Below are 21,513 nucleotides of genomic sequence, written 5' to 3'. Positions count from 1 at the left end.
CGCCACCCTGCGCGAGTGCGCGGGGTTTTCCCACCGCCGCCGTCCCGCCCCCCGACGGGGTGATGCTGGCGTGCGTGGACGTTCGGCCCGGGCCCCCGCGGGCGCCTGCGGCACCCGACGCAATCCGTGACACGAGACCCCCGAGGAGGCGACGTTGGCGCGCGTGTTGATCGCTACCACACCGGCGCAGGGACACGTCGTGAGCATGCTCGAGGTCGCATGCGAACTGGCCCGGCGTGGCCACGAGGTGCGGTGGTACACCGGCCGGGCCTTCCAGCGGCAGGTGGAACAGGCCGGCGCGCAGTTCGAACCCATGCACCCCGAAGTGGACTTCGGCGGCAGAAGCCGCGAGGAGGCCTATCCCGACCACGCCGGGCTGACCGGACTGGCGAACTTCAAGACCGGTGTCCGTGACATCTTCTACCGGACCGCACCCCGCCAGATGAACGACCTCCTGGAGGTCCTCGAACGGTTCCCGGCCGACTGCGTCCTCGCCGACGACATGTGCTACGGCGCCTGCTTCGCGAGCGAACGCACCGGCATCCCGCTGGCGTGGCTGGCCAATTCGGTCTACATCCTCGGCAGCAGGGACACCGCCCCGCTCGGCCGGGGGTTGGGGCCGAGCGCGTCGCCGCTAGGCCGGGCACGCAACGCGCTGCTCCGCTTCGTCTCGGACCGGGTGGTGATGCGGGACCTGCGCCGGGAGGCCGACCGGGTCCGGGCCTCCGTGGACCTGCCGAGGCTGAACACCCCCGCCATGGAGAACATCGCCCGGCCCCCCACCCTCTACCTGCTGGGCACCGTGCCGTCCTTCGAGTTCCCCCGCAGCGATCTGCTGCCCGGCACCCACTTCGTGGGCCCCCTCCTCGGGCTGCCCCCGGAGGACTTCGACCCACCCGCCTGGTGGGAGGACCTCCACGGCGGCCGGCCGGTGGTGCTGATCACCCAGGGCACCACCGCCAACGACGTCGAGGGGATGCTCGTCCCGGCCGTACGGGCCCTGGCCGACCAGGACGTCCTCTTCGTGGTCACCACCGGGACCGACCTGGACGTCGACCGGCTCCGGCCGCTTCCGGACAACGTACGGCTGGAGCGCTTCATCCCCTACCACCATCTGCTGCCGCACGTGGACGTGATGGTGACCAACGGTGGTTACAACGGTGTCAACGCGGCCCTCGCCCAGGGTGTGCCACTGGTCGTCGTACCGGGCTCGGAGGAGAAGCCCGACGTGGCCGCGCGGGTCAAGTGGGCAGGCGCCGGTGTCGTCCTCGAGCGGCCCGTGTCGAGGGCCGGCCTGCGGGACGCGGTGGCCACCGTGCTGAACGACGGTCGGCACCGAGGGAGGGCACGCGCCCTGGCCCAGGAGCACCGGAGCTGCGACGCTCCGCGACGGGCCGCCGATCTCATCGAGTCCATGGCCGATTCCCAGGGCCAGATCCCCACCGGAGGAGGTATCACACGTTGAACACCACGAAGACCGACCTGAAGGAAGCCCCCGAGACCAGCATGCCCGTGGACCCGGGCCCCTTCGACTGCATGCCGGAGCTGCTGGCCGCAGCACGCGTGGCGCCGGTCGTCCGCATCCCCTACCTCGGCGAGCACGCCTGGGTCGTCTGCGATCCCGAGCTGGTGCGGACCGCGCTCGCCCACCCCAGGATGGCCAAGGACATCACCCTCGTCCCCGACTTCATGCGCCGACCCGGTCTGATGGTGGGATCGCAGCCGCCCCCGGAGTACGCCCGCGCCATGATCATGAGCGACGGTGCGGACCATGCCCGGATCCGGCGGGTGCACCAGCCGGTGCTGAGCCCTCGCAACACCGAGAAGTGGGGCGAACGGGTCGGCGTCAAGGTCGGCGGCTTCCTGACCGAGTTGGAGCAGTCGCGGGCCGCGGCGTCCGCCGAGGTCGATGTGGTCACCGACTACACCCACCGGGTACCGCTGGCCTTCATCTCCGAGATGCTCGGCCTCCCCCTGGAGGCCGAGCGACGGCTGCGCAGCATCACCGACGTCATGCTCTACTCCTCCGACTACCCCGCCCGCCGAGAGGCGGTCGGCGCGCTGTTCGGGGCGGTCGAGGGCTGGGTGAAGGACCCGGCCCCACTGCGGGAGGGTGTGATCACGGGATTCCTGGCCGCCGCTGACGGGCCGGACGCGGTCACCGAGGGCGAGGTCGTCGTCTGGACCGTGGGCATGATCATCACTGGCTACGAGACGACGGGGAGCCTGATCTCCGCATCGCTGTACGAGGCGCTGCGCCGGCCTCCGCAGGAGCGGCCGCGGTCCGAGGAGGACATCAAGGGCTGGATCGAGGAGGCCCTCCGGGTCCACCCGCCGTTCCCGCACCCGACCTGGCGTTTCCCCACCGAGGACATCGAACTCGGCGGCTATCTCATCCCGAAGGGCGCCCCGGTGCAGGTCAGTATCGCGGCGGCGAACCGGAAGCCGGGCGAGGGAGCCGACAGCTTCGAGGCGGCACGCGCCGGGCACGGCCACGTCAGCTTCGGCCTCGGCATGCACTACTGCATCGGCGCCTCGCTGGTCCGCCTGGAGGCACAGATCGCCGTGCGGGAGTTCCTGCGGCGCTTCCCGAAGGCGCGGCTGACCAGCGAAACCGCCGTCGTGTGGGAGTCGGAGTGGATGATCCGCCGGCTGAGCGCCCTGCCCGCGGTACTGGACTGACGACATGCCCACCGGCGTTTCCCGCCTCTCGGCGCCGGGAGGCGGAGGGCGGCCGTGCGGGACGCCCGGTCCCGTGCCGACCGCCCCGGGGATCCGGCCGTCGGGCGCTCGCCAGGACGGCTCGGACATCCAGCCCTTCCATGGACAGTTGGGGAGATGATGGCTCCTACCCATGCGGCCGACCTACCGTTGGGGCGCCGATGAAGGCGCTCGTGCTCGCCGGCGGCTCCGGTTCCCGGCTGCGGCCGATCACCCACACGTCGGCGAAACAGCTCGTGCCCGTCGCCAACAAGCCGGTCCTCTTCTACGGCCTGGAATCCATCGCCCTGGCGGGCGTCCGCGAGGTCGGCATCGTCGTCGGCGACACGGCCGCCGAGATCGAGTCAGCGGTCGGCGACGGCTCACGGTTCGGTCTCGACGTCACCTACCTCCCGCAGGAGGCTCCGCTGGGGCTCGCCCATGCCGTGGGGATCGCCCGGGACTACCTCGGCGACGACGACTTCGTGATGTACCTGGGCGACAACTTCATCGTCGGCGGCATCGGCACGCTCGTGGACCGCTTCCGGGTGAACCGTCCGGACGCGCAGATCCTGCTGACCCGGGTGTCGGACCCGCGCGAGTTCGGCGTGGTGGAGCTCGACGACAGCGGCCGGGTGATCGGCCTGGAGGAGAAGCCGGAGCACCCGAAGAGCGACCTCGCGCTGGTCGGCGTCTACATGTTCACCGCCCGCGTGCACGACGCCGTGCGCAGGCTCAAGCCGTCGTGGCGGGGGGAGTTGGAGATCACGGACGCGATCCAGGAGCTGATCGACTCGGGCTGCCGGGTGGAGTCGACGCCGGTCTCCGGCTACTGGAAGGACACCGGCAACGTCGCCGACATGCTGGAGGTCAACCGTCTGGTCCTGGACGGCCTCGAGACCGACTGCTCCGGCGAGGTCGAGTCCAGCGAGCTGATCGGCCGGGTGGTGATCGAGGAGGGCGCGACCGTCACGGGATCGCGGATCGTGGGTCCCGCGGTCGTCGCGGCGGGCTCACGCATCCACAACTCCTACATCGGTCCGTTCACCTCCATCGACAGCGGCTGCTCGGTCGTCGACAGCGAGGTCGAGTACTCCATCGTGCTGCGCGGTGCGTCCATCGACGGGGTGCGGCGTGTGGAGCGCTCGCTGATCGGACGCGAGGTCGAGGTGACGTCGACGCCCCGTGTCCTGCGGGCCCACCGCCTCGTCCTCGGCGACCACAGCAAGGTGCAGGTGGCGTCATGAGGATCCTCGTGACCGGCGGGGCCGGCTTCATCGGCTCCCACTTCGTACGGTCCTTCGCCGACGAGGACGAGCTGACCGTCCTCGACAAACTGACCTACGCCGGGAACCTGGCCGGCCTGGCGCCCGTCGAGGACCGTTTCGCCTTCGTGCACGGCGACATCTGCGACGCGGCACTCATGGCCGAGGTGGTGCCCGGCCACGACGCCGTTGTCAACTTCGCCGCCGAGTCGCACGTGGACCGGTCGATTGCCGGCGCCGAGGAGTTCGTCCGCAGCAACGTCCTCGGCGTGCAGACCCTCATGCAGGCCTGCCTCGACGCGGGCACCCCGAGGATCGTCCACGTCTCCACCGACGAGGTGTACGGCAGCATCGACAGCGGCTCCTGGGACGAGACCGCCCCGCTCGACCCCAACTCCCCCTACGCCGCCTCCAAGGCCGGCGGTGATCTGATCGCGCTGGCCTACGCCCGCACCCACGGGCTGCCGGTCAGTATCACCCGCTGCGGCAACAACTACGGGCCGTACCAGTACCCGGAGAAGGTCGTCCCGCTCTTCGTCACCAACCTCCTCGACGGCCTGACCGTCCCGCTCTACGGCGACGGCGCAAACGTACGCGACTGGATCCACGTCGCCGACCACTGCCGAGCCGTTCGGCTGGTGGCCGACCGCGGGGAACCAGGTGAGGTCTACCACGTCGCCGGAACCGCCGAGTTGACCAATCTGGAGCTCACGGACCGGCTGCTCGACGCACTGGGCGCCGACCGGAGCCGCGTGGAGCGGGTCCCGGACCGCAAGGCCCACGACCGCCGCTACTCCTTGACCGACGCCAAGTTGCGGGCCCTCGGGTACGCCCCGTGGGTCCCCTTCGACCAGGGCCTGGCCGAGACCGTCCAGTGGTACACGGCCAACCGCGAGTGGTGGGAGCCACTGAAGAAGCGCGGAGCGCCCTGAGGGGCGAAGGCCCGGCGGCGGAACGGGCCGTGCCGCCTGGCTGTTCCGCCGCGGGAGCCCTTCCGGGTCGAACGCGGTCGCGGGCGGAGGAGCGAGCGCACCCGGGGGCGCGCTGCCGCCCGACGAGGGAGGCCGCCGTCCGGCGACACAGCACCTGCGCACCGGACGGCTGTCGCGGCCCTCATGACTCGGGAGACTAGGCCCTGAGACGGATCAGTGCCGTACGGGACCGGATCCCGAGCTTGCGGTAGATCTGCCGCAGATGGAACCCCACCGTGTGCGGGGAGATGAACAGATGGCGGGCGGCCTGCTGGTTGGTCAGGCCGCCGGCCACCAGTTCCGCCACCTTGCGCTCGGTCTTGGTGAGACTCTCCCAGCCGGAGACCGGCCGCTTGGCGTGCGTCCAGTGCCGGCGCCGTACTCCGAGCCGGCGCAGGCGGGCACGTACCCGGGCGGCGTCCCGCTCGCCGCCGAGCGCGCCGTAGGCGCTCATGGCCCGGTCCAGCTCGCTGATCGCGTCCTGGTGGTCCCCGCGGTCGAGCAGGAGAGCGGCGTGGTCCTCGGCCGCGGCGGCCTGGGCCCACGGGTTGCGGTGCAGTCGGCCGGCGCGGGCCAGGGCGTCGGCGTCGCCCTCGGCGAGCGCGCGGGCGTGCATGGCGGTGGCCAGCACCGAGGGGAGACGACGGTTGCGGACAAGGAGGTGCTCCGTCGTGTCGATCACCATCTCGACGAGGTCCGCCCGGTCAGCGGCGAGCATGGAACGCACGCACCAGGCCGCGACGGCCGGGTCCTCCAGGACGGCTTCGCGGAGCGCTCCGGCCTGTGCGCCGATCTCCGCGAGCACTTCCGCCGCCGCCGCGGGGTCGGCCTGGGCCTCGGCCAGCTGGGCGGTCAGCAGGAGGCGCGCGGCCCACCAGGGGCTGGAGGCGTGTTGGGGGAAGTTCTTCTCCAGGGTCCTGACGTGGTCCTCGGCCTGGGTGAGCGCCCCCCGGCGCAGCGCGGCGGAGGCCAGGACCAGCCATGCCTGCGGTGCGAGCATCGGGATGTGGGAGCCATCGGTGCCCACACCGGTCCTGGCCTCCCCCTCGGCCTCGTCCAGTCGTCCCTGGGCGAGGTGGAGTTGGGCGCGGAGCACGGCCGGGACGGCGGCGGTCAGCGCGCCGGTCTCCGGGGCGGCCGTCGTGGCAGCACTCTGGATGACGGCCGCCGCCTGCTCGTACTCGTCGGTCCTGGTGAGGGCGAAGGCGAGGAACCAGCGAGGATCGAGGATCTGCGCCTCCTCGCCCGTGCGGTCGAGCGCGGCCGCCTCCCGCAGGGTGCTCACCGCCTCCCCCACCTCGCCGTTGCGCCACTGGCCGAAGGCGTGGAAGGTCATCGCGCCGACCAGCACGGCCCGTGTGTGGCGGTCGGGAGCGTCGAGTATCTGCCGCGCACGGTCCACCGCGGTACCGTCGCCGGTCAGGTAGGAGGCGGCAAGGTGGGCGATCATGGCTTCGCGGTGCTGGCCCCCGCCGTGTCGCGCCGCCAGCGCGTCGCCCGCGGCACGACGCGCCGACTGCACGTTTCCCAGCAGCAGCAGCGCGGTCGACATCGACGCCTGCAGCGCGGCCACGTCCTCCGCGTGCTCCGCCGGTAACGGGGGAGCCAGTGGCGCCGCGTCGTCGATCGCGGCCCTGGCCAGGGTGATCGCCCGCTCCAGGTGGCCGGCCCTGGTGCACGCCTCGACCGCGGTGCGCGCCAGCCGTACGCGTTCGGCCTGCCCTGGGGCCAGCAGTTCCATGCTGCGGGTCGCCAGCGACGCCGCGGTGGACGGATCGGCGATGAGCAGCCTCCGTGCCCCTTCGGAGATGACGCGGATCTCCTCCGTGTTCCCGGGTTGGGCGACATGGACCAGTTGGAGGGCGGCGCGTTCCACGCCGTCGGAACGCGGCAGCAGCATCTTCGCCGCCTGTCGGCGCAACAGGGCGCACACCGGTGGCGGTACGGAGTCGAGCAGGACACGCCAGATCGGCTCGGTCCGGAAGGCGAGGTCGCGTTCGCCGCAGACCAGCAGCCCCCGGTCGACCGCCTCGTCCACCGCCGCGAGCAGGCCGACGGGTGCTTCGCCCAGCAGGGCCGACAGGTCCTCCGGTGCGAACGGTGACCCGAGCACCGCGGCCAGCCTGAGCGCTTTCAGGGTGGGCTCGGAGAGCGACCTGAGGTTCTGCTGGACGAGCGCGGAGAAGCGTTTCGGCACCGGCGCGGGCACACCGCCCCCGAGGAGCGCGGCACCGGGCGGGCCGAGCTGCAGCCGGGAGACGCCGTCGACCACGCACAGGTCGTCGTCCGAGAGCCCGCGCATGAGCTCGATCACGGCACGGGGCGTGTCGTTGACGCTCTCCGCCAGGGCGAGGAGCGCCGGGTCGGGGGCGGCCCCGGTGCAGTCGGCGACCAGATGCGCGAGCGCCTCGCCCTCGATCGGCCCCAACTCCCGTACGGTTTCCACCGGAAGCCTGGCCCGGAGCCTGTCGAGACAGCCCTTCAGCGGCTCGTGCGGAGTGTCGCCCCGGTCCGCGGTGAAGGCGAGCAGCCAGAGGATCGGGAGCCCTCTGAGGGCCACCATGAGATCGCACAACGTTGTCAGGGCGGGCGGGTTCGCCAGGTGCAGATCGTCGAGCACGACGGCGGTGCGGGCGCCGCCGGTATGGCGAAGCCGTGTCCGTGCCGCTTCGATCGCGGCATCGGAGCCGGCCGGGGCGCCGCCCACGACCGCGAAGCCGTCGGCGTCGGCGAGCTTGGCGGCTTCCGCCAGGAGGCGGGTCTTCCCCGCCCCGGGTGCCGCCTCCACCAGGAGGACCGCGCTGCGCCCGCCGCGCGCCACGAGGCGCAGATGCTCGCCGGTCTGGGCCAGCTGCCCTTCCCGACCGCGCACCTCTGCCCGGGGAATGGGATCCCTCGTGTACACCGGGCCAGAAATCGTTTTCTCGCTTCTCTCCATTACCGACCGCGAAGAGGCGTGCATTATCTCCCTCATCGACCAGGATTTCGATCATACGATTTCACATCCGATCATAAGGCCACCCGACAGGCAAGACCACCCATAGCGTGTCTTTACCGCTCCGACGCCGTGCGGAAATCGCTCGGAAACCGCTCGGAAAACCGCTCGACGAAAATAAGAAGAGCATCGGCCGACGTGGGACGACCCGCCACCCTGCAGCGGCAGCACCCCTTGCCCGCAAGGGAATCTTCCCCGAGTGCGCCCCATGGAAGCTGGTCATTGCAGTGACCGTCTTGTTCGCAAAGCTGCTCACTCCCGCCCGGGGCCCTAGCGAAGACGCCTCGCAGTGGCGACCGTTTTCCCGCCACCTTTGGCCAGTTCTTGCGCGAGTCCCGACTGTGCACCTTCATCGGACCGCGCGAGGAATTGGCTCAATTCCACTCAGCCCTCGACGGCCCGTCGGACTCCTTCGCGGCGCTCTTCCCCACCGGCCCCGGTGGCATCGGCAAATCGACACTGCTGCGGCGCTTCACGGACGAGGCGCGGGCGGCGGGCCGCGGCGCGGTCGGGCTCAACGGGCACCAGGGGAACGCACACCCCCGGCCTTCGAGGCGGACTCGGCCGAGGCCCCGCACGCGCCGCGTCGCCCCGAAGCCGACGCGTGGACGCTGTTCCCGTGGCTGCGGAGGTGCCGCTCATGGAGGTCGGCCCGCACGGGTGCGGGCCGCTCGACCACCCGCGGCGGACGGGACCACCATTGCGGCGCTCCGCACCCCCTCGGGCCGCGTCAGTGGCGCCCCGGTGCCCTCCCTCCTGCGCGGCGCCGCTCGAATCGCGCCCGAGCGGCCTGGTGGGCTCCGTGGAGAAGCCGGATGACCGTGTCCGTCGTGCGCTCTCCGGGATTGACGACCGCCACCCAGCCCAGCGCACCGTGGACGGGGTGCGGCATCACCCGGTCGGCCGCCGCGTGGTCGCGGTCCCGGCCGATGCTGCGCGGGTCCTCCCCGGTCAGTTCACGAAAGGTCGCCCGGTCGACATGGATGTTCACCCGCCACCGGTGCGGTGGGTCGAGATCGGAGGCGGAGTCGCCGGGCTGGTTCTTGGTGACCACGGTTGCGTACGGCTGCTGGTTCCGAGGTATCCGCCCGTCGGGTGCGTAGTAGAAGAAGGCGTCCCCCCACGCCTGCTCGGGAAAGTCGCTCCCCGGCTCCGGGACGAGGACGAGGGCGCCGTGGAAACCCCGAACGACCGTGACGATCTGTTGCATACTCATGCTTCGAGCATCACCCTCAAGTGCGTGTGTGGGGTTGGCGATGGACGAGCAGCCGAGCGGCCCGCACCGGGGGCCGCTGCGCACGGTGGACGTCGCGAGGGAGTCGGGCTACTCGCTGCAGCAGGTGCGCGACCTGGAGCGGCTGGGGGTCATTCCGCCGGCTGCCCGGTCGGGCAACGGCTACCGCTCCTACGCACCGGTCCATGTGCGAGCCCTTCGCGCGTATCGAGGGCTCGCGGTCGCCGTCGGGCCCGTCGAGGCGCGTCGGATGCTGCCGGAGCTGTGGACCGCGACGCTCACCGAGGCGGCGTCGGCGGTCGGCGCACTGCACGTGCGGCTCGCGCGGGAACGGGAGGAAGCCCTGCGGGCCCAGCAGGCACTGGAGGCGGTACGGGCCGAGGCCGACACTGCGGGAATCGAGCGGGACGGTGACGCCATGACGATCACCGAACTCGCCGGAGCACTCGGTGTGCGCCCTTCGACCCTGCGGTTCTGGGAGCAGGAAGGGCTGCTCGCGCCCGAGCGGGTGACCTCGCTGCGAGCGCGTCGCTACGGTCCATCGGACATCGGGGCGGCCCGGATCGTCGCGGCCCTGCGCAGCGCGGGCTACGGCGTTCCCGCCGTACGCGAGTTGCTCGGCACCCTGCACCGGCCCGCCGGCCTGGAGGAGACCCGACGCGTCCTGCGGGCGCGTCTGGACCGCATCGCGGTACGGACCGTGGCGCTGATCAGAGCGGGCTCGGACGTGGCCGCCGTCGTCACGACCGGGCGGGAGCCGCCGACGGGCACGGGACCGACCGACGTCGTGTGACCGGGCACCGGACCAGGGCGGGAGATCGGCGGCGCACCCGCAGCCGCTCCGGGCCGCTCCCCCCCTGTGGGCGGCGGTGTGCCGGTCCGTGAAAGGCCCCGCAGGTGCCTGAGGACACTCCCGTGGCGTGACGTCGGAACCTGGCGGTCGCGTACCACGCCGCGGCCGGGCCGGCACTGTTCCTCCGTACATCTCGCTGACGACCTCGCGGCGCGCCCGTAGCACTCGAGTAGGACCCCGCCCCCCTATCCAGGCTGATATCGCGTCCTGCGCGGAACCTCCGTTCTCCGTCGGCATCTTGATCACCGAATCGAGCGGAGGAGAGATGCAGTTGATGGGCAGCCAGATGAGCGGGACGCAGCGGGCGAAGGCGTCGGCCCCGGAGTACCAAGGGGCTCTTGGGTCGCTGTCGGTGAACGCCTCCCTTCCGGAGGTGCTCGCCCGGGGCGCCGAGGAACTGCGGGCGGCGGAGCGGGCAGGTGACCGGCAGGAGGCTGCACGCTGCGGGCTGGCGGTCGCGGAGGCGAACCGGAGGCTGGGGAGGATCGCGGAGGCCGACCGGGCGTGGAAGGCGAGTTACCGCGCGGCTCGTTCGGCCGGTCACGAGGGCGCCATGGCGTGGGCCCTGTGGAGTGGGGGCACACTGGCCCGCCAGCGCGGGGCATTCGCTCTGGCGTACCGGCTGCTGCGGCTGGCCGCCGAGATGGGCGAGCGGGGCGGCGACGTCGTCGTACGGGGCTATTCGCTGGCGGGACTTGCCGAGACGGGACGTATCCAGGGCGACTACGAGTCCGTCGGCAGGCTGCACGAGCAGTTGCTGGCCGAGGCCCGTCGGCGCGGTGAGGCCAGGCACACGGTGTGGGCGCTGGAGGGCATAGCGCAGATGCACCGCAACACCGGCGCCCACGACCAGGCGCTGGCGCTGTTCGAGGAAGCGGCGGACACGGCGCTGCGTGCGGAGGACCGGCGCGGGTGGGCGTGGGCCCTGCGGGGCATCGCGGACGTGGTGTCCGTGCGCGACGGTGATGCGGAGCGTGCCCTGTCGCTGCTCTCGCAGGCGGAGGAGGTCTGCCGGGACATGCGGTTGTCGAGCGCTCTCGCCTACAACCACAAGATGCGGGGCAACGTGCTGTACCGGGCGGGCCGGTATGCCGAGGCGCGTGAGCTGTACGAACGGGCGCTGGCCGAGTTCCGCGACATCGAGGAGCCGCGGGGGACGGCACTGTCGCGGCTGGGGCTGGTCAAGGCGCGCGCCCGGCTCGGCCGGGACGCGGTTCGGAGCGCCGCCGAACTGGTCGAGCTTCGCTCGGCCCTGGACCGCATCGGGCTGCGGCACGCCAGGGAGATGGTCGAGAAGGCCGCGGCCGAGCTGGGACTGGGGCCGCTGCCGGACGGCCACCTGTCCGCAGCCGGCGGGAAGCGGGGGCTGCCCGCCGGCGGTGCGCAGGCGCTGGGGGCCGCGGACGTGGAAGGGCTGCGGGCGGCGGAGGAGCCGCGATGAGTTCCTCGCTCTCGCCGGTGTGCTCCCCTTCCGGAGCGTCCGACACCGCTGCGGCAGCTGCGCCGCACCCCCGCGAGACCGCGGTGGACGATGTTCTGCGGCGATGCCGGGAACTGGTGCGGCCCGCGCTGGTGGAGTCGGTGGGGCGGCTTCATCCGTGGATCGCTGACATGGCGGCGTACGCGCTGGGCTGGAGCGATGCGGCGGGGACGCCGGACCCGGACGGCACCGAGGGCAAGGGGGTGCGGCAGGCTCTCGCCGTGCTGGGTGCCGAGGCGGTCGGGGCGGACGGTGGTGCGGCCGTCGCGGGGGCCGTCGCCGTGGAGCTGGTGCACACGTTCTCCCTGCTGCACGACGACATCATGGACGGCGACGAGCTGCGACGGCAGCGCCCGGCGGTGTGGAAGGCCTACGGGACGGGCCCGGCCGTCCTCGCCGGGGACGCGCTCCACGCCCTCGCCGTGCAGTGCCTGGCCGGGGCGCCGGGACCGCGGACGGGCGAGGCGGTCCGACGGTTGTGCGGGGCACTCGGCGCGCTCGTGCGCGGGCAGGCGGAGGACCTGCGCTTCGAGCGGCAGCCGTGGAGCGGGCCCGGTGCGGTGGGGATGGACCAGTACCGGTCGATGGCGGAGCACAAGACGGGAGCCCTGCTGGGCTGCGCGGTCGCACTCGGCGCGGTGCTGGGCGGTGGGCCTGCCGCAACGGTGGCCGAGCTGGACCGGGCCGGGCGGCATCTGGGGGTGGCCTTCCAGGCGGTGGACGACCTGCTGGGCATCTGGGGCGAGCCCGCGGTGACGGGCAAACCCGTCCACGGCGACCTGCGGCAAGGCAAGAAGACCTTCCCGGTGCTCGCCGCGCTCGCCGGGGAAGGGCCGGCGGCGAGGGAGTTGGCGGCGCTGCTGGAGTCGCCCGGGCGACCGGACCGCGCGACTGCGGCGCGTGCCGCCGCGCTGGTGGAGGAGGCGGGCGGACGGGCCGCGACCCGCGCCGAGGCACGCCGGCATCTGGACGCCGCGCGCCAGGGGCTGCGGGGGTCGGCACCGGCGCCGGATGCGGCGGCGGATCTGGACGCACTGTTCACCTCATTGCTGGACCGCAGCCGGTGAAGCGGGCGGTCGCCGAGCGTGCGGTTCGCGGCCCTCCCGGCACGGGGCCGGCGACGCACCGCAGTGTCCGCTGTCCGCTGTCCGCTGTCCGCTGTCCGCCGGAAGCGACTCAGCCGGCGTCAGACGTGCGCCAGCAACTCGTCGAGGGGAGCGGGGACGCGTTCGGGATCGAGGGCCTCGACGAGCGCGCGGCCGTAGTGCATCTTGCGTCCCTTCTTCGTGCCGAGGAAGCGCCGCAGCCGCTGCTGCGCGGGGCGGTCCTGCTGTGCGGGCTGGCGCAGGAAGGTCTGCAGGGCACGCAGGTCGCCCTCGGCCCGGACGACTTCCACCACCCGCGTCTCGCCCAGTGCGCGGATGAGTTCGTCCTCCAGGTCCGCCGCGCACACGAAGAACCCCTGCCGTGCTTCGCCGGCCCGCTCCCAGCCGCGGGCGTAGTACCGGCGCTCCCTCTCGTCGCACAGCCCGGCGAGGCGCAGCCGCAGCCCGGGAGGCCCGAGGAGGGAGGCGAAGCGACCGACGTTCATCGCGCCGCCCATCGACAGGACACAGACTCCCTCGGCCGCCAGGTCGCGGCCTCGACCGGCGGCGAGAGCGTCGACCGCCGCGACGTCGCTCGGCCCTTCGAGCAGGACGACTGCCCGGACCGGCAGCCGCGCGGCCAGGTCCCGCGCGGGGTCGCCGGGACCGCCCGCCGCCCATGCGGTGACCGCTTCCCGGAACGCCCCCATGTCAGTCATGGGGAGAGTCTGCGCCGGTTCCGACCGCCGCGGTAGCGAATTACCGCGGGGCCTCGATTCGCCGTCATGCGGTCGAGGCCGGGGCCCTCGCCGTTCCTCCGGCTCCGGAACGGGCGCGCCGGACCGTCTGCCCGGGGTCAGGCTCTCGCGGTGCGCTGACGTGGGGTGCCCACGTCTTCGGCCGCGTCCGGGCGAACACCGCGCGGCCGTCCGGCGGGAGAACGGGGTGCCGACGCCGGCCGGCGCTCCGTCCGTGGCTGTCGGACCGGAGGCGCACGTCGTCACGGCGTCCTCGACACGTCCTTCCGGAAGCCGGGGCGCCTCCGACCGGACGGACCGGCACAGTGCGGTGTCACCGCCGCCGCGCGAGATCGTGAACTGCGCCGCGCTCCGTCCCACGCCGGGCCTCGTTCCGAGGCAGCGCCCGCTTCAGCGGCGGGCGCGCGGCGGGCTCGCCGAGGCGGGCCGCCGCCGTCCGCCAGGCGGCTGTGACCAGACCGTGCGCCTCCGCCGTGCGGGCGGACCGGTTGCCGCTGAGGCGTACCGGTGTCCCGACATGGACGTGGAGGGCCGGGCGGCGCAGAGGCGCGGTGGCCAGTCCCGCGATCTGTTTGGCGGCGTTCCCCGACGTGATCCGGCGGGCACCTGCCTGGCCGACGGGTACGACGGGCGCACCGGTGCGCCCGGCGAGCCGCGCCAAACCGCTGCGGAAGGCGACGGGCGGGGCTTCGGCGGCGTCCGTGCGGGGCGGGAGCCCCCCTTCGCCGTAGATGAGGACCAGCCGGCCTTCGGCCAGGGCGGCTGCGGCGAGGTCGAGGCACCGAGCGGCGCGCCGGTCGTTGCGGTGCACGGGGATGTGGCCTCCGCGGGCGAGCGCACGGCCCAGCAGGGGGATGCGCCAGAGACCCGCGGTCGCCATCACCACGGGTTCGACGCCGAGCCGGTGCAGCGCGGCGAGGACGACGGCCGGGTCGGCGAGCGAGGTGTGGTTGGCGGCGACGATGCTGCCCGGTGCGAGGACCGTACCGGTGTCCGTGGTCACGGTGAGCCGTGCGACGGCCGGCACCAGGATCTCGGCGAGGCTGCTGAGCATGTGGTCTCCCGGTCTCGGCGATGGTGGTCCTCATCGTCGGGCGCGGGTCCCCTGCGGTCATGAGCATGCGTACTCACCGTCACCGGTGCGGGATACCCGGACCAGTGGTGACGGCATGAGCACCGGCCGAGGGCGCCGGCCGGGGTTCTCGAACTCGGTGCCGGGCATGCTGAAGCGGCGCGGACCACGGCACCGCCGCCGTGGGGCGGCGCTCCCCGGTCGGCCGACGCGGGCGGAGCGGGTGCCGGGACCGGAAGTGGTACGGCTCCGAGGGGACTCCGGAGCGATCGAGGCGGAGCGACATCGCCGCGGTCAGCGGCGAAGCGCCGCGTCGAGCCGGTGGTAGAGCGTGTCAAGGCGGCTGCGGCCCGGGCTGCGCGCCGGCATCCGTCGCAGGAGCTCCCGGACTTCGTCCGGGGCGTGCTCGATCGCCCATCTCAGCTCCTCGTCGCCGACCCCGGTGTCGTCGCCGGACGCGAGCTCGCGGGCCCGTGCCACATGGACCGCAGGTCCGAGGGCGTGCTTCGACTGGTGGGGGGTGGCCAGGGGGTGGATGTAGGGGGACGCCGCCGCGTAGCACGCGGCGCGGGCGGCGGCTGCGGCAGCCGGGTCGTCGACCGCGCGTGCGGCCGCGTGGGCTGCCCAGGCGAGGGAGCGCAGCCGCCCGGTCCGCTTCCCCTCGCGCACGAAGGTCCGGATGCCCTCGATCGCCTCGCGAGGTCGGGTGTCGCCGGGCGCCCGGGCCTCGAACAGCGGGAGCGCCCGCTCGACGCAGTCGGCGGCCCAGCGGCCGAGAAGCCGGCGGTCTTCGTCACTGATGGCCACTTCATCCACCCGCCCATCATGCCCCGTTCTGCGTTGCCCGTCGCTGCCGGGCGCATCGGTGACGGTCCGGGCCGCCTCGTAAGGAACCTGGGGGCGGCGAGGCCCAATGCGTCTCCCGAGATGTCCCGGTCTCCGCGGTGCGGTCCGGGACACTCAGTTGACGACGGCTCGGATCGGATGGGAGGGGCTACGCGGGGTGCGGGTGGGACGGTGCGGGTCCGGGACCCGGGCAGCAGGTGCTGCCCTGCTGTTCGGTCAGGATGTCGGCGTCGGCCTTGACGACGTAGAACTCCCAGGGTTCCCGGCCGGGACCGTGCACCCACACCTTGTCCTGCAGGGCGTAGCAACAGGTGGTGTCGTTCTCCTCTTCGGTGACCAGGCCCGCTGCGCCCAGGCGGGTGGTGGCGGCGTGGACGGCGTCGGTGCTGTCGACCTCGACGCCGAGGTGGTCCATGCGGGTCGCCTCCTCCGGGCTCCCTTCCACGAGGACGAGCTTGAGCGGGGGCTCGGCGACGGCGAAGTTGGCGTAGCCGTCGCGGAGTTTGGCGGGCTCGGTGGCGAAGAGCCTGGTGTAGAAGGCGACCGACGCGGCGAGGTCGGGGACACGGAGGGCAAGCTGTAGGCGGGACACGGGGAGCCTCCTGCTCGGGTGGGTGGGTCAGCAGCCGCCTGACGCCGGGGCGCCGACACCGATGCGGAGGGTGCCGGGCGCGGCGCAGCAGCCTGCGCCGTCGGTCCGGGCGGCTTCGGGCTCGTCGAACAGGCCGGCTCCGCCGCACACTCCGGTCTCGGGGAGGGTGAGTTCGACGCGGGCGGCGGCCTCGTCGTCACCGGCGAGCGCGGCGGCGATGGAGCGGACCTGCTCGTAGCCGGTCATGGCGAGGAAGGTCGGGGCGCGGCCGTAGGACTTCATGCCGACGAGGTGGACGTCCTTCTCCGGGTGCGAGAGTTCTCCCACGCCGTGCGGATAGACGGTGCCGCAGGAGTGGACGTTCGGGTCGATCAGCGGCGCCAACTCCACCGGGGCCTGGAGTCGCTCGTCGAGACCGAGACGCAGCTCGGCCAGGAAGGTCAGGTCGGGGCGGAAGCCGGTGAGGACGACGATCTCGTCGACCGGGTCCAGCCGACGGCCGTCCTCGGCGACGAGCACCAGCCGTCCGTCGGCGTCCCGCTCGATCGCCTCGGTGCGGAAGCCGGTGACGGCGTCGGCGTGTCCCTCGTCCACGGCGGCCTTCGCGGCCAGGCCCAGTGCGCCGCGGGCGGGGAGCTGGTCGGCCTCGCCACCGCCGAAGGTGGAGCCGGAGATGCCGCGCCGCAGGACCCACACCGCGTGTGTGCCCGGTGCGTCCGTGGCGAGGTCCGCGAGCTGGGCGAGGGCGGTGAAGGCCGAGGCGCCGGAGCCGACGACGGCGGTGCGCCTGCCCGCGTACCGGGCGCGTACGGCGTCGTCGCGCAGGTCTGGCACGCGGTAGGAGATGCGGTCGGCGGCTGCCCGCTCGCCGAGGGCCGGCAGGCCGTCCCCGCCGACGGGCCCGGGGGTCGCCCACGTGCCGGAGGCGTCGATGACGGCGCGGGCGGTGATCCGCTCCTCGGTGCCGTCGGCGTCGACGAGGTGGACGGAGAAGGGCTGCCGTTCGCGGTCGGCGTCCACGACGCGGTCGCGGCCGACGCGGGAGACACCGATGACGCGGGCACCGAACCGGACCCTCTCACCGAGGACGTCGGCCAGGGGCCTGAGGTAGCGCTGCGCCCAGTCGCCACCGGTCGGGTACGTGGCCCCGTCCGGCCTCACCCAGCCCGTGGGCGCCAGCAGCTTCTCGGCGGCGGGGTCGACCACCTCGGCCCAGGTGGAGAACAGCCGCACGTGGCTCCACTCCCGTACCGCGCTGCCCGCGCTCGTCCCGGCCTCCAGGACCAGGGGGTCAAGACCTCGTTCGACGAGGTGGGCAGCGGCGGCCAGACCGATCGGGCCGGCCCCGATCACCACGACGGGCAGGGTGGCGTTGGGCACGTTCACAATGACTCCCCATTTCTGTTTCGACATCCGTCGATGACTTGTTCCACCAGCATGGCATCTGATTCGACATGAGTCAATATAGACATTCATCGATTTCGATCGAGCGCAATGCGGGCCGATCCTGGCCACCGCCCCACGACCCACCCCGGCACCACGAGGGGCCGGAACGGCGTGACAGCCCCGCACCGCCGTCACACACGCCCGCGCGGGCCGTCAGCGCGAGTGGGAGCGGCGCGACGCAGGCGCACCATCGCCACCGGGGGGAGCAGGGGACGACGGAGCGGGCCGCACCCGCCACTGGGCGATTGATTCGACGCATGTCAACATAGACGTATGTCGAACGCCAAGACGTTGCCGCTGGTCGAGCCCACCGACGAAGGCGCCGTGCCGTGCTGCCCCCCGCTGGACGAGCGGCCGATGACGGCCGAGGAGGCGGAGACCGCCGCGCGCATGTTCAAGGCGCTCGGCGATCCGGTCCGACTGCGGCTGTTCTCCTCGGTCGCCTCGCACGAGGGCGGTGAGGCGTGCGTGTGCGACATCTCCGACGTCGGCGTGTCCCAGCCGACGGTGTCCCACCACCTGAAGAAGCTCAAGGAGGCAGGGCTGCTGACCTCGGAGCGGCGCGGTACGTGGGTCTACTACCGCGTGGAGCCGTCGGTCCTCGCGGCCATGGGCAGACTCCTCACGACGGCCACGACGGCCACGACGGCGGCCCCGGCCGCGTGACCGCCGGGCCGGACCCGGGACCACCGGCCGGCGGCGGGCGCACCGCAGGCGCTCCGGCCGACGGCGACGGCGACGGCGACGGCGACGGCATGGAAGAACACCCGCCACGCGGCTGCCGGGCGGCGACGGGGCCCCGGCCCGGCACGGACCTCGACGGGCCAGGGCAGGGAGTCGCCCCCGTCCCGGACCGGCGGCTGCGACCGGCGGGCGTCCCGCGGCACCGGCTCCGACGCGACAGACACGGCGGCTCCCCCGCCACCCCGGCCCGCCTGGCGGTCCGGGACGCCGCGTCGGCGAGGGGACCGCACCGGCCGACTCGGCGGCACAAACGGGCAACGGAGCACCAGGCGGCGGGAGCGGACGGGCACGAACGGGGCCTTCGCGCCGGCCCGCGTCATGCGGCCGGCTGCGCCTCGGTGGTGCGGTGGCCGGGCACGAAGATGAGCGCGACCAGGGCGAGGCCCACGACGGCGCCGGCGAGTTGGGCGGCGATGAAACCGGGGACGGAGGCGGGGGCGATACCGGCGAAGGTGTCGGTGAACGCCCGTCCGATGGTCACCGCCGGGTTGGCGAAGGACGTGGAGGAGGTGAACCAGTAGGCGGCGCCGATGTAGGAGGCGACCGCCACGGGGGCGAACCGGAGCCGGTCGGTGCGCGCCAGGCCGAAGACGAGCAGGATCAGTCCGGCCGTTGCCACGGTCTCGCCGAGCAGCAGGTTGCCGGCGGACCGCTCGTGCGTGGACCACTGCACAAGGGGCTCACCGAACATGGCGTCGGCGAGGACGGCGCCCGCGACCGCACCCGTGATCTGGGCCGGTACGTAGACGGCGGCCTCGCGGGCGGTGACGCCGCCGCCTCCGCGACGGGCGGTCCACCACTCGGCGAGCGTCACGGCGGGGTTGAAGTGGGCTCCGGAGACCGGGCCGAGCAGGGCGATCAGCACACCGAGCCCGAAGACCGTGGCGAGCGAGTTGGCCAGGAGCTGCAGACCGACGTCCCGGGTGAGCCCGGTGGCCTGGATACCGGACCCGACGACGACGGCCACCAGGGCGGCGCTGCCCACCAGTTCGGCGGCCGCGCGGGCGACGAGAGGGGTGCGGGGCGGCGTGGCACCCGGCGCGGGCTGCGGGTCCGCGACCGGAGCCATGGGGGAATCGTCCGGGCGGGCGGAAGCGGCCTCGGTGGCGCTCAACGGAACTCCTCGATGCGTGCAGTCGCGCGGTGCGCGGTGGGTCAGGGGCAGGAACGCTTGATGTTGGCCGCGGCCGTGGCGTGGGCGGTCCTGGCCAGCTCGGCGAACTGGCCGGCCAGCGAGTCGAGGACCTCGGGCTTCAGCCGGTAGTAGGTGAATCGCCCGCAGGGCTCCGTCTCGACCACGCCCGCCTCGCGCAGCACCTTGAGGTGGTTGGAGAGGTTGGTCTGCCTGGCGCCGGTCTCCTCGACGAGGTGGGTGGTGCAGAGCGTCTCCCGGGCGAGGAGGGTCACGATCCGGAGCCTGAGCGGGTCGGCCAGAACCCGAACCAGGTCAGTGTCGACTGACGTCATCATGGACTGATACTGTCACATCAGTGGCCGCTGACGCCACCAGGTGCTGACGTCATTCGCGCCTGATACCCCCGCGTGACGTGGCAAGACCGTGACGTGGCAAGACACCGTACGCGAGACAAGAGAGAGACCCGCGATGGCCGAGAAGCCCTCCGTCCTGTTCGTCTGCGTCCACAACGCCGGCCGCTCCCAGATGGCCGCCGGGTGGCTGTCCCACCTCGCCGGGGACCGTATCGAGGTCCGCTCCGCCGGCTCCGCTCCCGCCGACCAGGTCAACCCGGCCGCGGTCGAGGCCATGCGTGAGGTCGGCATCGACATCTCCGCCGAGACGCCGAAGATCCTGACCGTGGACGCGGTCAGGGAGTCCGACGTCTGCATCACCATGGGCTGCGGCGACACCTGCCCCGTCTTCCCCGGCAAGCGCTACCTGGACTGGACCCTGGAGGACCCCGCGGGCCAGGGCGTGGAGGCCGTACGCCCGATCCGCGACGAGATCAGGAAGCTCGTCGAAGGACTGATCGAGGAACTCGCGCCGGAGCAGACCCCCTGACCGCGCGGGCGCCGACGGAGCCGCCCGCGCCCGCGCGGTCAGGCGGCGAAGCCCGTTCCGGGCACACTCACCCCCCGCCGCGCGAAGAGCGCGCCGCAGATCTCCCCGGCACGGATCGCGGTGGTCGACAGCAGGGTCGACGCGAGACCGTGGGTGTGCTCCGTGCCCCCCTGGAGGTAGACGGCCGCCGTCACATTGGGCGCGGTCTCCACCCGGTGGTCGCGGCCCACCCGGAGGGCGTCCTCCTCGTCCCTGAGGCACAGTTTGCCGACCTCCCCGAGGTCCTCCCCCAGGCCCCGCGGCCGGTATCCGGTGGCGTGGACGAGCAGGTCCGCCTCCAGCACCTCGCGCTCGCCGGTGGGCAGGAACTCCACGGCCATCCGGACGCCTCCCGGGTGCGTCCCGACCTCCCTGATGCGGGAGACGTTCATCATGCGCAGCCGTCGCCGGCCCCGCACCTTCTCCTGGTACATCGTCCGGGACAGTGACTGGATCAGATCCATGTCCACCACCGAGTAGTTGGTGCTGCGGTGGTAGTCGAACAGGGAGCGCTTCACGTCGGCGGGCGCGCCGAAGTAGACGTCGACCGCCTCGGGGTCGAAGATCCTGTTGGCGAACGGGCTGTCGTCGGCCGGCGTGTAGCCGTACTTGGCGAACACCGAACAGATCTCGGCGTCGGGGAAGCTCCGATGGAGGTAGTCGACCGCCTCGGCGGCGCTCTGACCGGCGCCGAGGACGACGGCGCGGCGCACCGGAGCTCCGGAACGCCGGAGTTCACCGACGCGGGGCAGCAACTCGCTGTTGTGCCAGACGCGTTCGGACAGCACGGTTCCGGGCGGCAGATGCGGTTCGAGGCCGGTGGCGACACAGATACCGCGGGTGCGGCGGACGGTCGTGCGCCCCGGGCCCGCGGGGTCGCGGCTGACGACGTCGAACCAGCGGACCTCGCCGTCCGCGGTCACGGGCCGGACCGACACGACCTCGGCGGAGTACTCGACGAGGTGGGCGAGGCGCGAGGCGGCCCACTCGAAGTAGTCGTGGAACTCGATGCGCAGGGGGAACAGCGACTTCTGGTTGAGGAAGTCGACCAGCCTGCCTCGCTCGTGGAGATAGGCGAGGAAGCTGAAGTCGCTGGTCGGGTCGCGCAGGGTCACGAGGTCCTTGAGGAAGGACACCTGCATGGTGGCGTCGTCGATGAGCATGCCCCGGTGCCAGCCGAAACCCGCCTGCCGTTCGAGGAAGAGAGCGCGGAACGGATCTCCGGGGGTTCTCGCGGTGCGCTCCTGAACGGCGATGGCGAGTGCGAGGTTGGACGGTCCGAAGCCGATGCCCAGTACGTCGTGGATGTGTTCCGGGTTTCCGTGCCATGTCGTCACCGCGTCATCGCCTCCCCCAAGGGGGTTCACAGTGCCCCGAGTCGGGAACACGGGCTCCCCTGAGCAGGGACATACTAGA

The 21,513-nt window shown here is 72.7% G+C and carries 19 protein-coding genes; 9 read left to right on the top strand and 10 right to left on the bottom strand.

Annotated features, from left to right (window positions below; all coding sequences use genetic code 11):
• Positions 1-205: 205 nt before the first annotated feature.
• The 4 genes from AB0J10_RS22030 to rfbB all read left to right on the top strand — a co-directional run bounded on the left by AB0J10_RS22030 (position 206) and on the right by rfbB (position 4,897).
• Positions 206-1,465, top strand: coding sequence for a glycosyltransferase (locus AB0J10_RS22030; protein ID WP_363064166.1), 1,260 nt, complete (start codon positions 206-208; stop codon positions 1,463-1,465).
• The gene (locus AB0J10_RS22025; RefSeq protein WP_363064064.1) at positions 1,462-2,682 is read left to right on the top strand and encodes a cytochrome P450; all 1,221 of its coding nucleotides are present in this window, start codon (positions 1,462-1,464) and stop codon (positions 2,680-2,682) included. Before AB0J10_RS22030 ends, AB0J10_RS22025 begins: the two co-directional genes overlap by 4 nt.
• 200 nt (positions 2,683-2,882) lie before the next feature.
• Entirely contained in the window at positions 2,883-3,947 is a 1,065-nt protein-coding gene (locus AB0J10_RS22020; RefSeq protein ID WP_363064062.1) for a glucose-1-phosphate thymidylyltransferase, read from the top strand.
• A complete protein-coding gene (gene rfbB / locus AB0J10_RS22015) occupies positions 3,944-4,897 on the top strand; it encodes a dTDP-glucose 4,6-dehydratase (RefSeq protein WP_363064060.1) in 954 nt (317 codons plus the stop codon). The genes AB0J10_RS22020 and rfbB overlap by 4 nt, the downstream gene beginning before the upstream one ends.
• Before the next feature lie 196 nt (positions 4,898-5,093).
• Here the strand turns inward: rfbB and AB0J10_RS22010 are convergent, their stop codons facing one another.
• Together AB0J10_RS22010 and AB0J10_RS22005 are read right to left on the bottom strand one after the other, a co-directional pair.
• Positions 5,094-7,808, bottom strand: a complete 2,715-nt coding sequence (locus AB0J10_RS22010; RefSeq protein ID WP_363064058.1) for a LuxR C-terminal-related transcriptional regulator — start codon at positions 7,806-7,808, stop codon at positions 5,094-5,096.
• An 853-nt stretch (positions 7,809-8,661) separates the two neighbouring features.
• Positions 8,662-9,141, bottom strand: a complete 480-nt coding sequence (locus AB0J10_RS22005; RefSeq protein WP_363064164.1) for a DUF6194 family protein — start codon at positions 9,139-9,141, stop codon at positions 8,662-8,664.
• Between the two features lie 46 nt (positions 9,142-9,187).
• On the opposite strand from AB0J10_RS22005, the gene AB0J10_RS22000 reads away from it, so the two are divergent.
• The 3 genes from AB0J10_RS22000 to AB0J10_RS21990 all read left to right on the top strand — a co-directional run bounded on the left by AB0J10_RS22000 (position 9,188) and on the right by AB0J10_RS21990 (position 12,565).
• Positions 9,188-9,958, top strand: a complete 771-nt coding sequence (locus AB0J10_RS22000) for a MerR family transcriptional regulator (protein ID WP_363064056.1) — start codon at positions 9,188-9,190, stop codon at positions 9,956-9,958.
• 334 nt (positions 9,959-10,292) lie between these two features.
• Positions 10,293-11,459 carry a tetratricopeptide repeat protein gene (locus tag AB0J10_RS21995; RefSeq protein WP_363064162.1) on the top strand — a complete coding sequence of 389 codons (1,167 nt, stop codon included), beginning with the start codon at positions 10,293-10,295 and terminating at the stop codon, positions 11,457-11,459.
• Positions 11,456-12,565, top strand: a complete 1,110-nt coding sequence (locus AB0J10_RS21990; protein ID WP_363064054.1) for a polyprenyl synthetase family protein — start codon at positions 11,456-11,458, stop codon at positions 12,563-12,565. Before AB0J10_RS21995 ends, AB0J10_RS21990 begins: the two co-directional genes overlap by 4 nt.
• Positions 12,566-12,684: 119 nt before the next feature.
• Here the strand turns inward: AB0J10_RS21990 and AB0J10_RS21985 are convergent, their stop codons facing one another.
• From AB0J10_RS21985 to AB0J10_RS21965, 5 genes are all read right to left on the bottom strand, one after another.
• The gene (locus tag AB0J10_RS21985) at positions 12,685-13,302 is read right to left on the bottom strand and encodes a TOPRIM nucleotidyl transferase/hydrolase domain-containing protein (protein ID WP_363064052.1); all 618 of its coding nucleotides are present in this window, start codon (positions 13,300-13,302) and stop codon (positions 12,685-12,687) included.
• 352 nt (positions 13,303-13,654) lie between these two features.
• A complete protein-coding gene (locus AB0J10_RS21980; protein WP_363064050.1) occupies positions 13,655-14,395 on the bottom strand; it encodes a lysophospholipid acyltransferase family protein in 741 nt (246 codons plus the stop codon).
• A gap of 312 nt (positions 14,396-14,707) precedes the next feature.
• The gene (locus tag AB0J10_RS21975) at positions 14,708-15,229 is read right to left on the bottom strand and encodes a putative immunity protein (protein ID WP_363064048.1); all 522 of its coding nucleotides are present in this window, start codon (positions 15,227-15,229) and stop codon (positions 14,708-14,710) included.
• Between the two features lie 178 nt (positions 15,230-15,407).
• Positions 15,408-15,851: an ArsI/CadI family heavy metal resistance metalloenzyme gene (locus AB0J10_RS21970; protein ID WP_363064046.1), complete on the bottom strand. Its 444-nt coding sequence runs from the start codon at positions 15,849-15,851 to the stop codon at positions 15,408-15,410.
• A gap of 27 nt (positions 15,852-15,878) precedes the next feature.
• Positions 15,879-17,237, bottom strand: a complete 1,359-nt coding sequence (locus tag AB0J10_RS21965) for an NAD(P)-binding domain-containing protein (protein ID WP_363064044.1) — start codon at positions 17,235-17,237, stop codon at positions 15,879-15,881.
• Between the two features lie 333 nt (positions 17,238-17,570).
• Here AB0J10_RS21965 and AB0J10_RS21960 point away from each other — a divergent pair, with 333 nt between their 5' ends.
• Complete coding sequence (locus tag AB0J10_RS21960; RefSeq protein ID WP_363064042.1) at positions 17,571-17,963, top strand: metalloregulator ArsR/SmtB family transcription factor; 393 nt, start codon at positions 17,571-17,573, stop codon at positions 17,961-17,963.
• 394 nt (positions 17,964-18,357) lie between these two features.
• Here the strand turns inward: AB0J10_RS21960 and AB0J10_RS21955 are convergent, their stop codons facing one another.
• Together AB0J10_RS21955 and AB0J10_RS21950 are read right to left on the bottom strand one after the other, a co-directional pair.
• The gene (locus AB0J10_RS21955; protein WP_363064160.1) at positions 18,358-19,110 is read right to left on the bottom strand and encodes an MIP/aquaporin family protein; all 753 of its coding nucleotides are present in this window, start codon (positions 19,108-19,110) and stop codon (positions 18,358-18,360) included.
• An 86-nt stretch (positions 19,111-19,196) separates the two neighbouring features.
• Entirely contained in the window at positions 19,197-19,511 is a 315-nt protein-coding gene (locus AB0J10_RS21950; RefSeq protein WP_363064040.1) for a metalloregulator ArsR/SmtB family transcription factor, read from the bottom strand.
• A 133-nt stretch (positions 19,512-19,644) separates the two neighbouring features.
• Between AB0J10_RS21950 and AB0J10_RS21945 the strand changes: the two genes are divergently transcribed.
• Positions 19,645-20,058, top strand: a complete 414-nt coding sequence (locus AB0J10_RS21945) for an arsenate reductase ArsC (protein ID WP_363064038.1) — start codon at positions 19,645-19,647, stop codon at positions 20,056-20,058.
• A 38-nt stretch (positions 20,059-20,096) separates the two neighbouring features.
• On the opposite strand, the gene AB0J10_RS21940 is transcribed toward AB0J10_RS21945, so the two are convergent.
• Positions 20,097-21,434 (bottom strand): lysine N(6)-hydroxylase/L-ornithine N(5)-oxygenase family protein, encoded by a 1,338-nt coding sequence (locus AB0J10_RS21940; protein ID WP_363064036.1) that lies wholly within the window; start codon positions 21,432-21,434, stop codon positions 20,097-20,099.
• Positions 21,435-21,513: the final 79 nt, after the last annotated feature.

The organism is Streptomyces sp. NPDC049887 (assembly GCF_040656535.1).
GTDB lineage: Bacteria > Actinomycetota > Actinomycetes > Streptomycetales > Streptomycetaceae > Streptomyces.
This window is presented reverse-complemented; position numbering and strand designations above follow the sequence as displayed.

Coding starts and splice junctions, on each gene's coding strand:
- AB0J10_RS22030 (WP_363064166.1), top strand. CDS start 206: ATGCTCGAGGTCGCATGCGAACTGGCCCGGCGTGGCCACGAGGTGCGG.
- AB0J10_RS22020 (WP_363064062.1), top strand. CDS start 2,883: ATGAAGGCGCTCGTGCTCGCCGGCGGCTCCGGTTCCCGGCTGCGGCCG.
- rfbB (WP_363064060.1), top strand. CDS start 3,944: ATGAGGATCCTCGTGACCGGCGGGGCCGGCTTCATCGGCTCCCACTTC.
- AB0J10_RS22005 (WP_363064164.1), bottom strand. CDS start 9,141: ATGCAACAGATCGTCACGGTCGTTCGGGGTTTCCACGGCGCCCTCGTC.
- AB0J10_RS22000 (WP_363064056.1), top strand. CDS start 9,188: ATGGACGAGCAGCCGAGCGGCCCGCACCGGGGGCCGCTGCGCACGGTG.
- AB0J10_RS21995 (WP_363064162.1), top strand. CDS start 10,293: ATGGGCAGCCAGATGAGCGGGACGCAGCGGGCGAAGGCGTCGGCCCCG.
- AB0J10_RS21990 (WP_363064054.1), top strand. CDS start 11,456: ATGAGTTCCTCGCTCTCGCCGGTGTGCTCCCCTTCCGGAGCGTCCGAC.
- AB0J10_RS21985 (WP_363064052.1), bottom strand. CDS start 13,302: ATGACTGACATGGGGGCGTTCCGGGAAGCGGTCACCGCATGGGCGGCG.
- AB0J10_RS21980 (WP_363064050.1), bottom strand. CDS start 14,395: ATGCTCAGCAGCCTCGCCGAGATCCTGGTGCCGGCCGTCGCACGGCTC.
- AB0J10_RS21960 (WP_363064042.1), top strand. CDS start 17,571: ATGTCGAACGCCAAGACGTTGCCGCTGGTCGAGCCCACCGACGAAGGC.
- AB0J10_RS21955 (WP_363064160.1), bottom strand. CDS start 19,110: ATGGCTCCGGTCGCGGACCCGCAGCCCGCGCCGGGTGCCACGCCGCCC.
- AB0J10_RS21950 (WP_363064040.1), bottom strand. CDS start 19,511: ATGATGACGTCAGTCGACACTGACCTGGTTCGGGTTCTGGCCGACCCG.
- AB0J10_RS21945 (WP_363064038.1), top strand. CDS start 19,645: ATGGCCGAGAAGCCCTCCGTCCTGTTCGTCTGCGTCCACAACGCCGGC.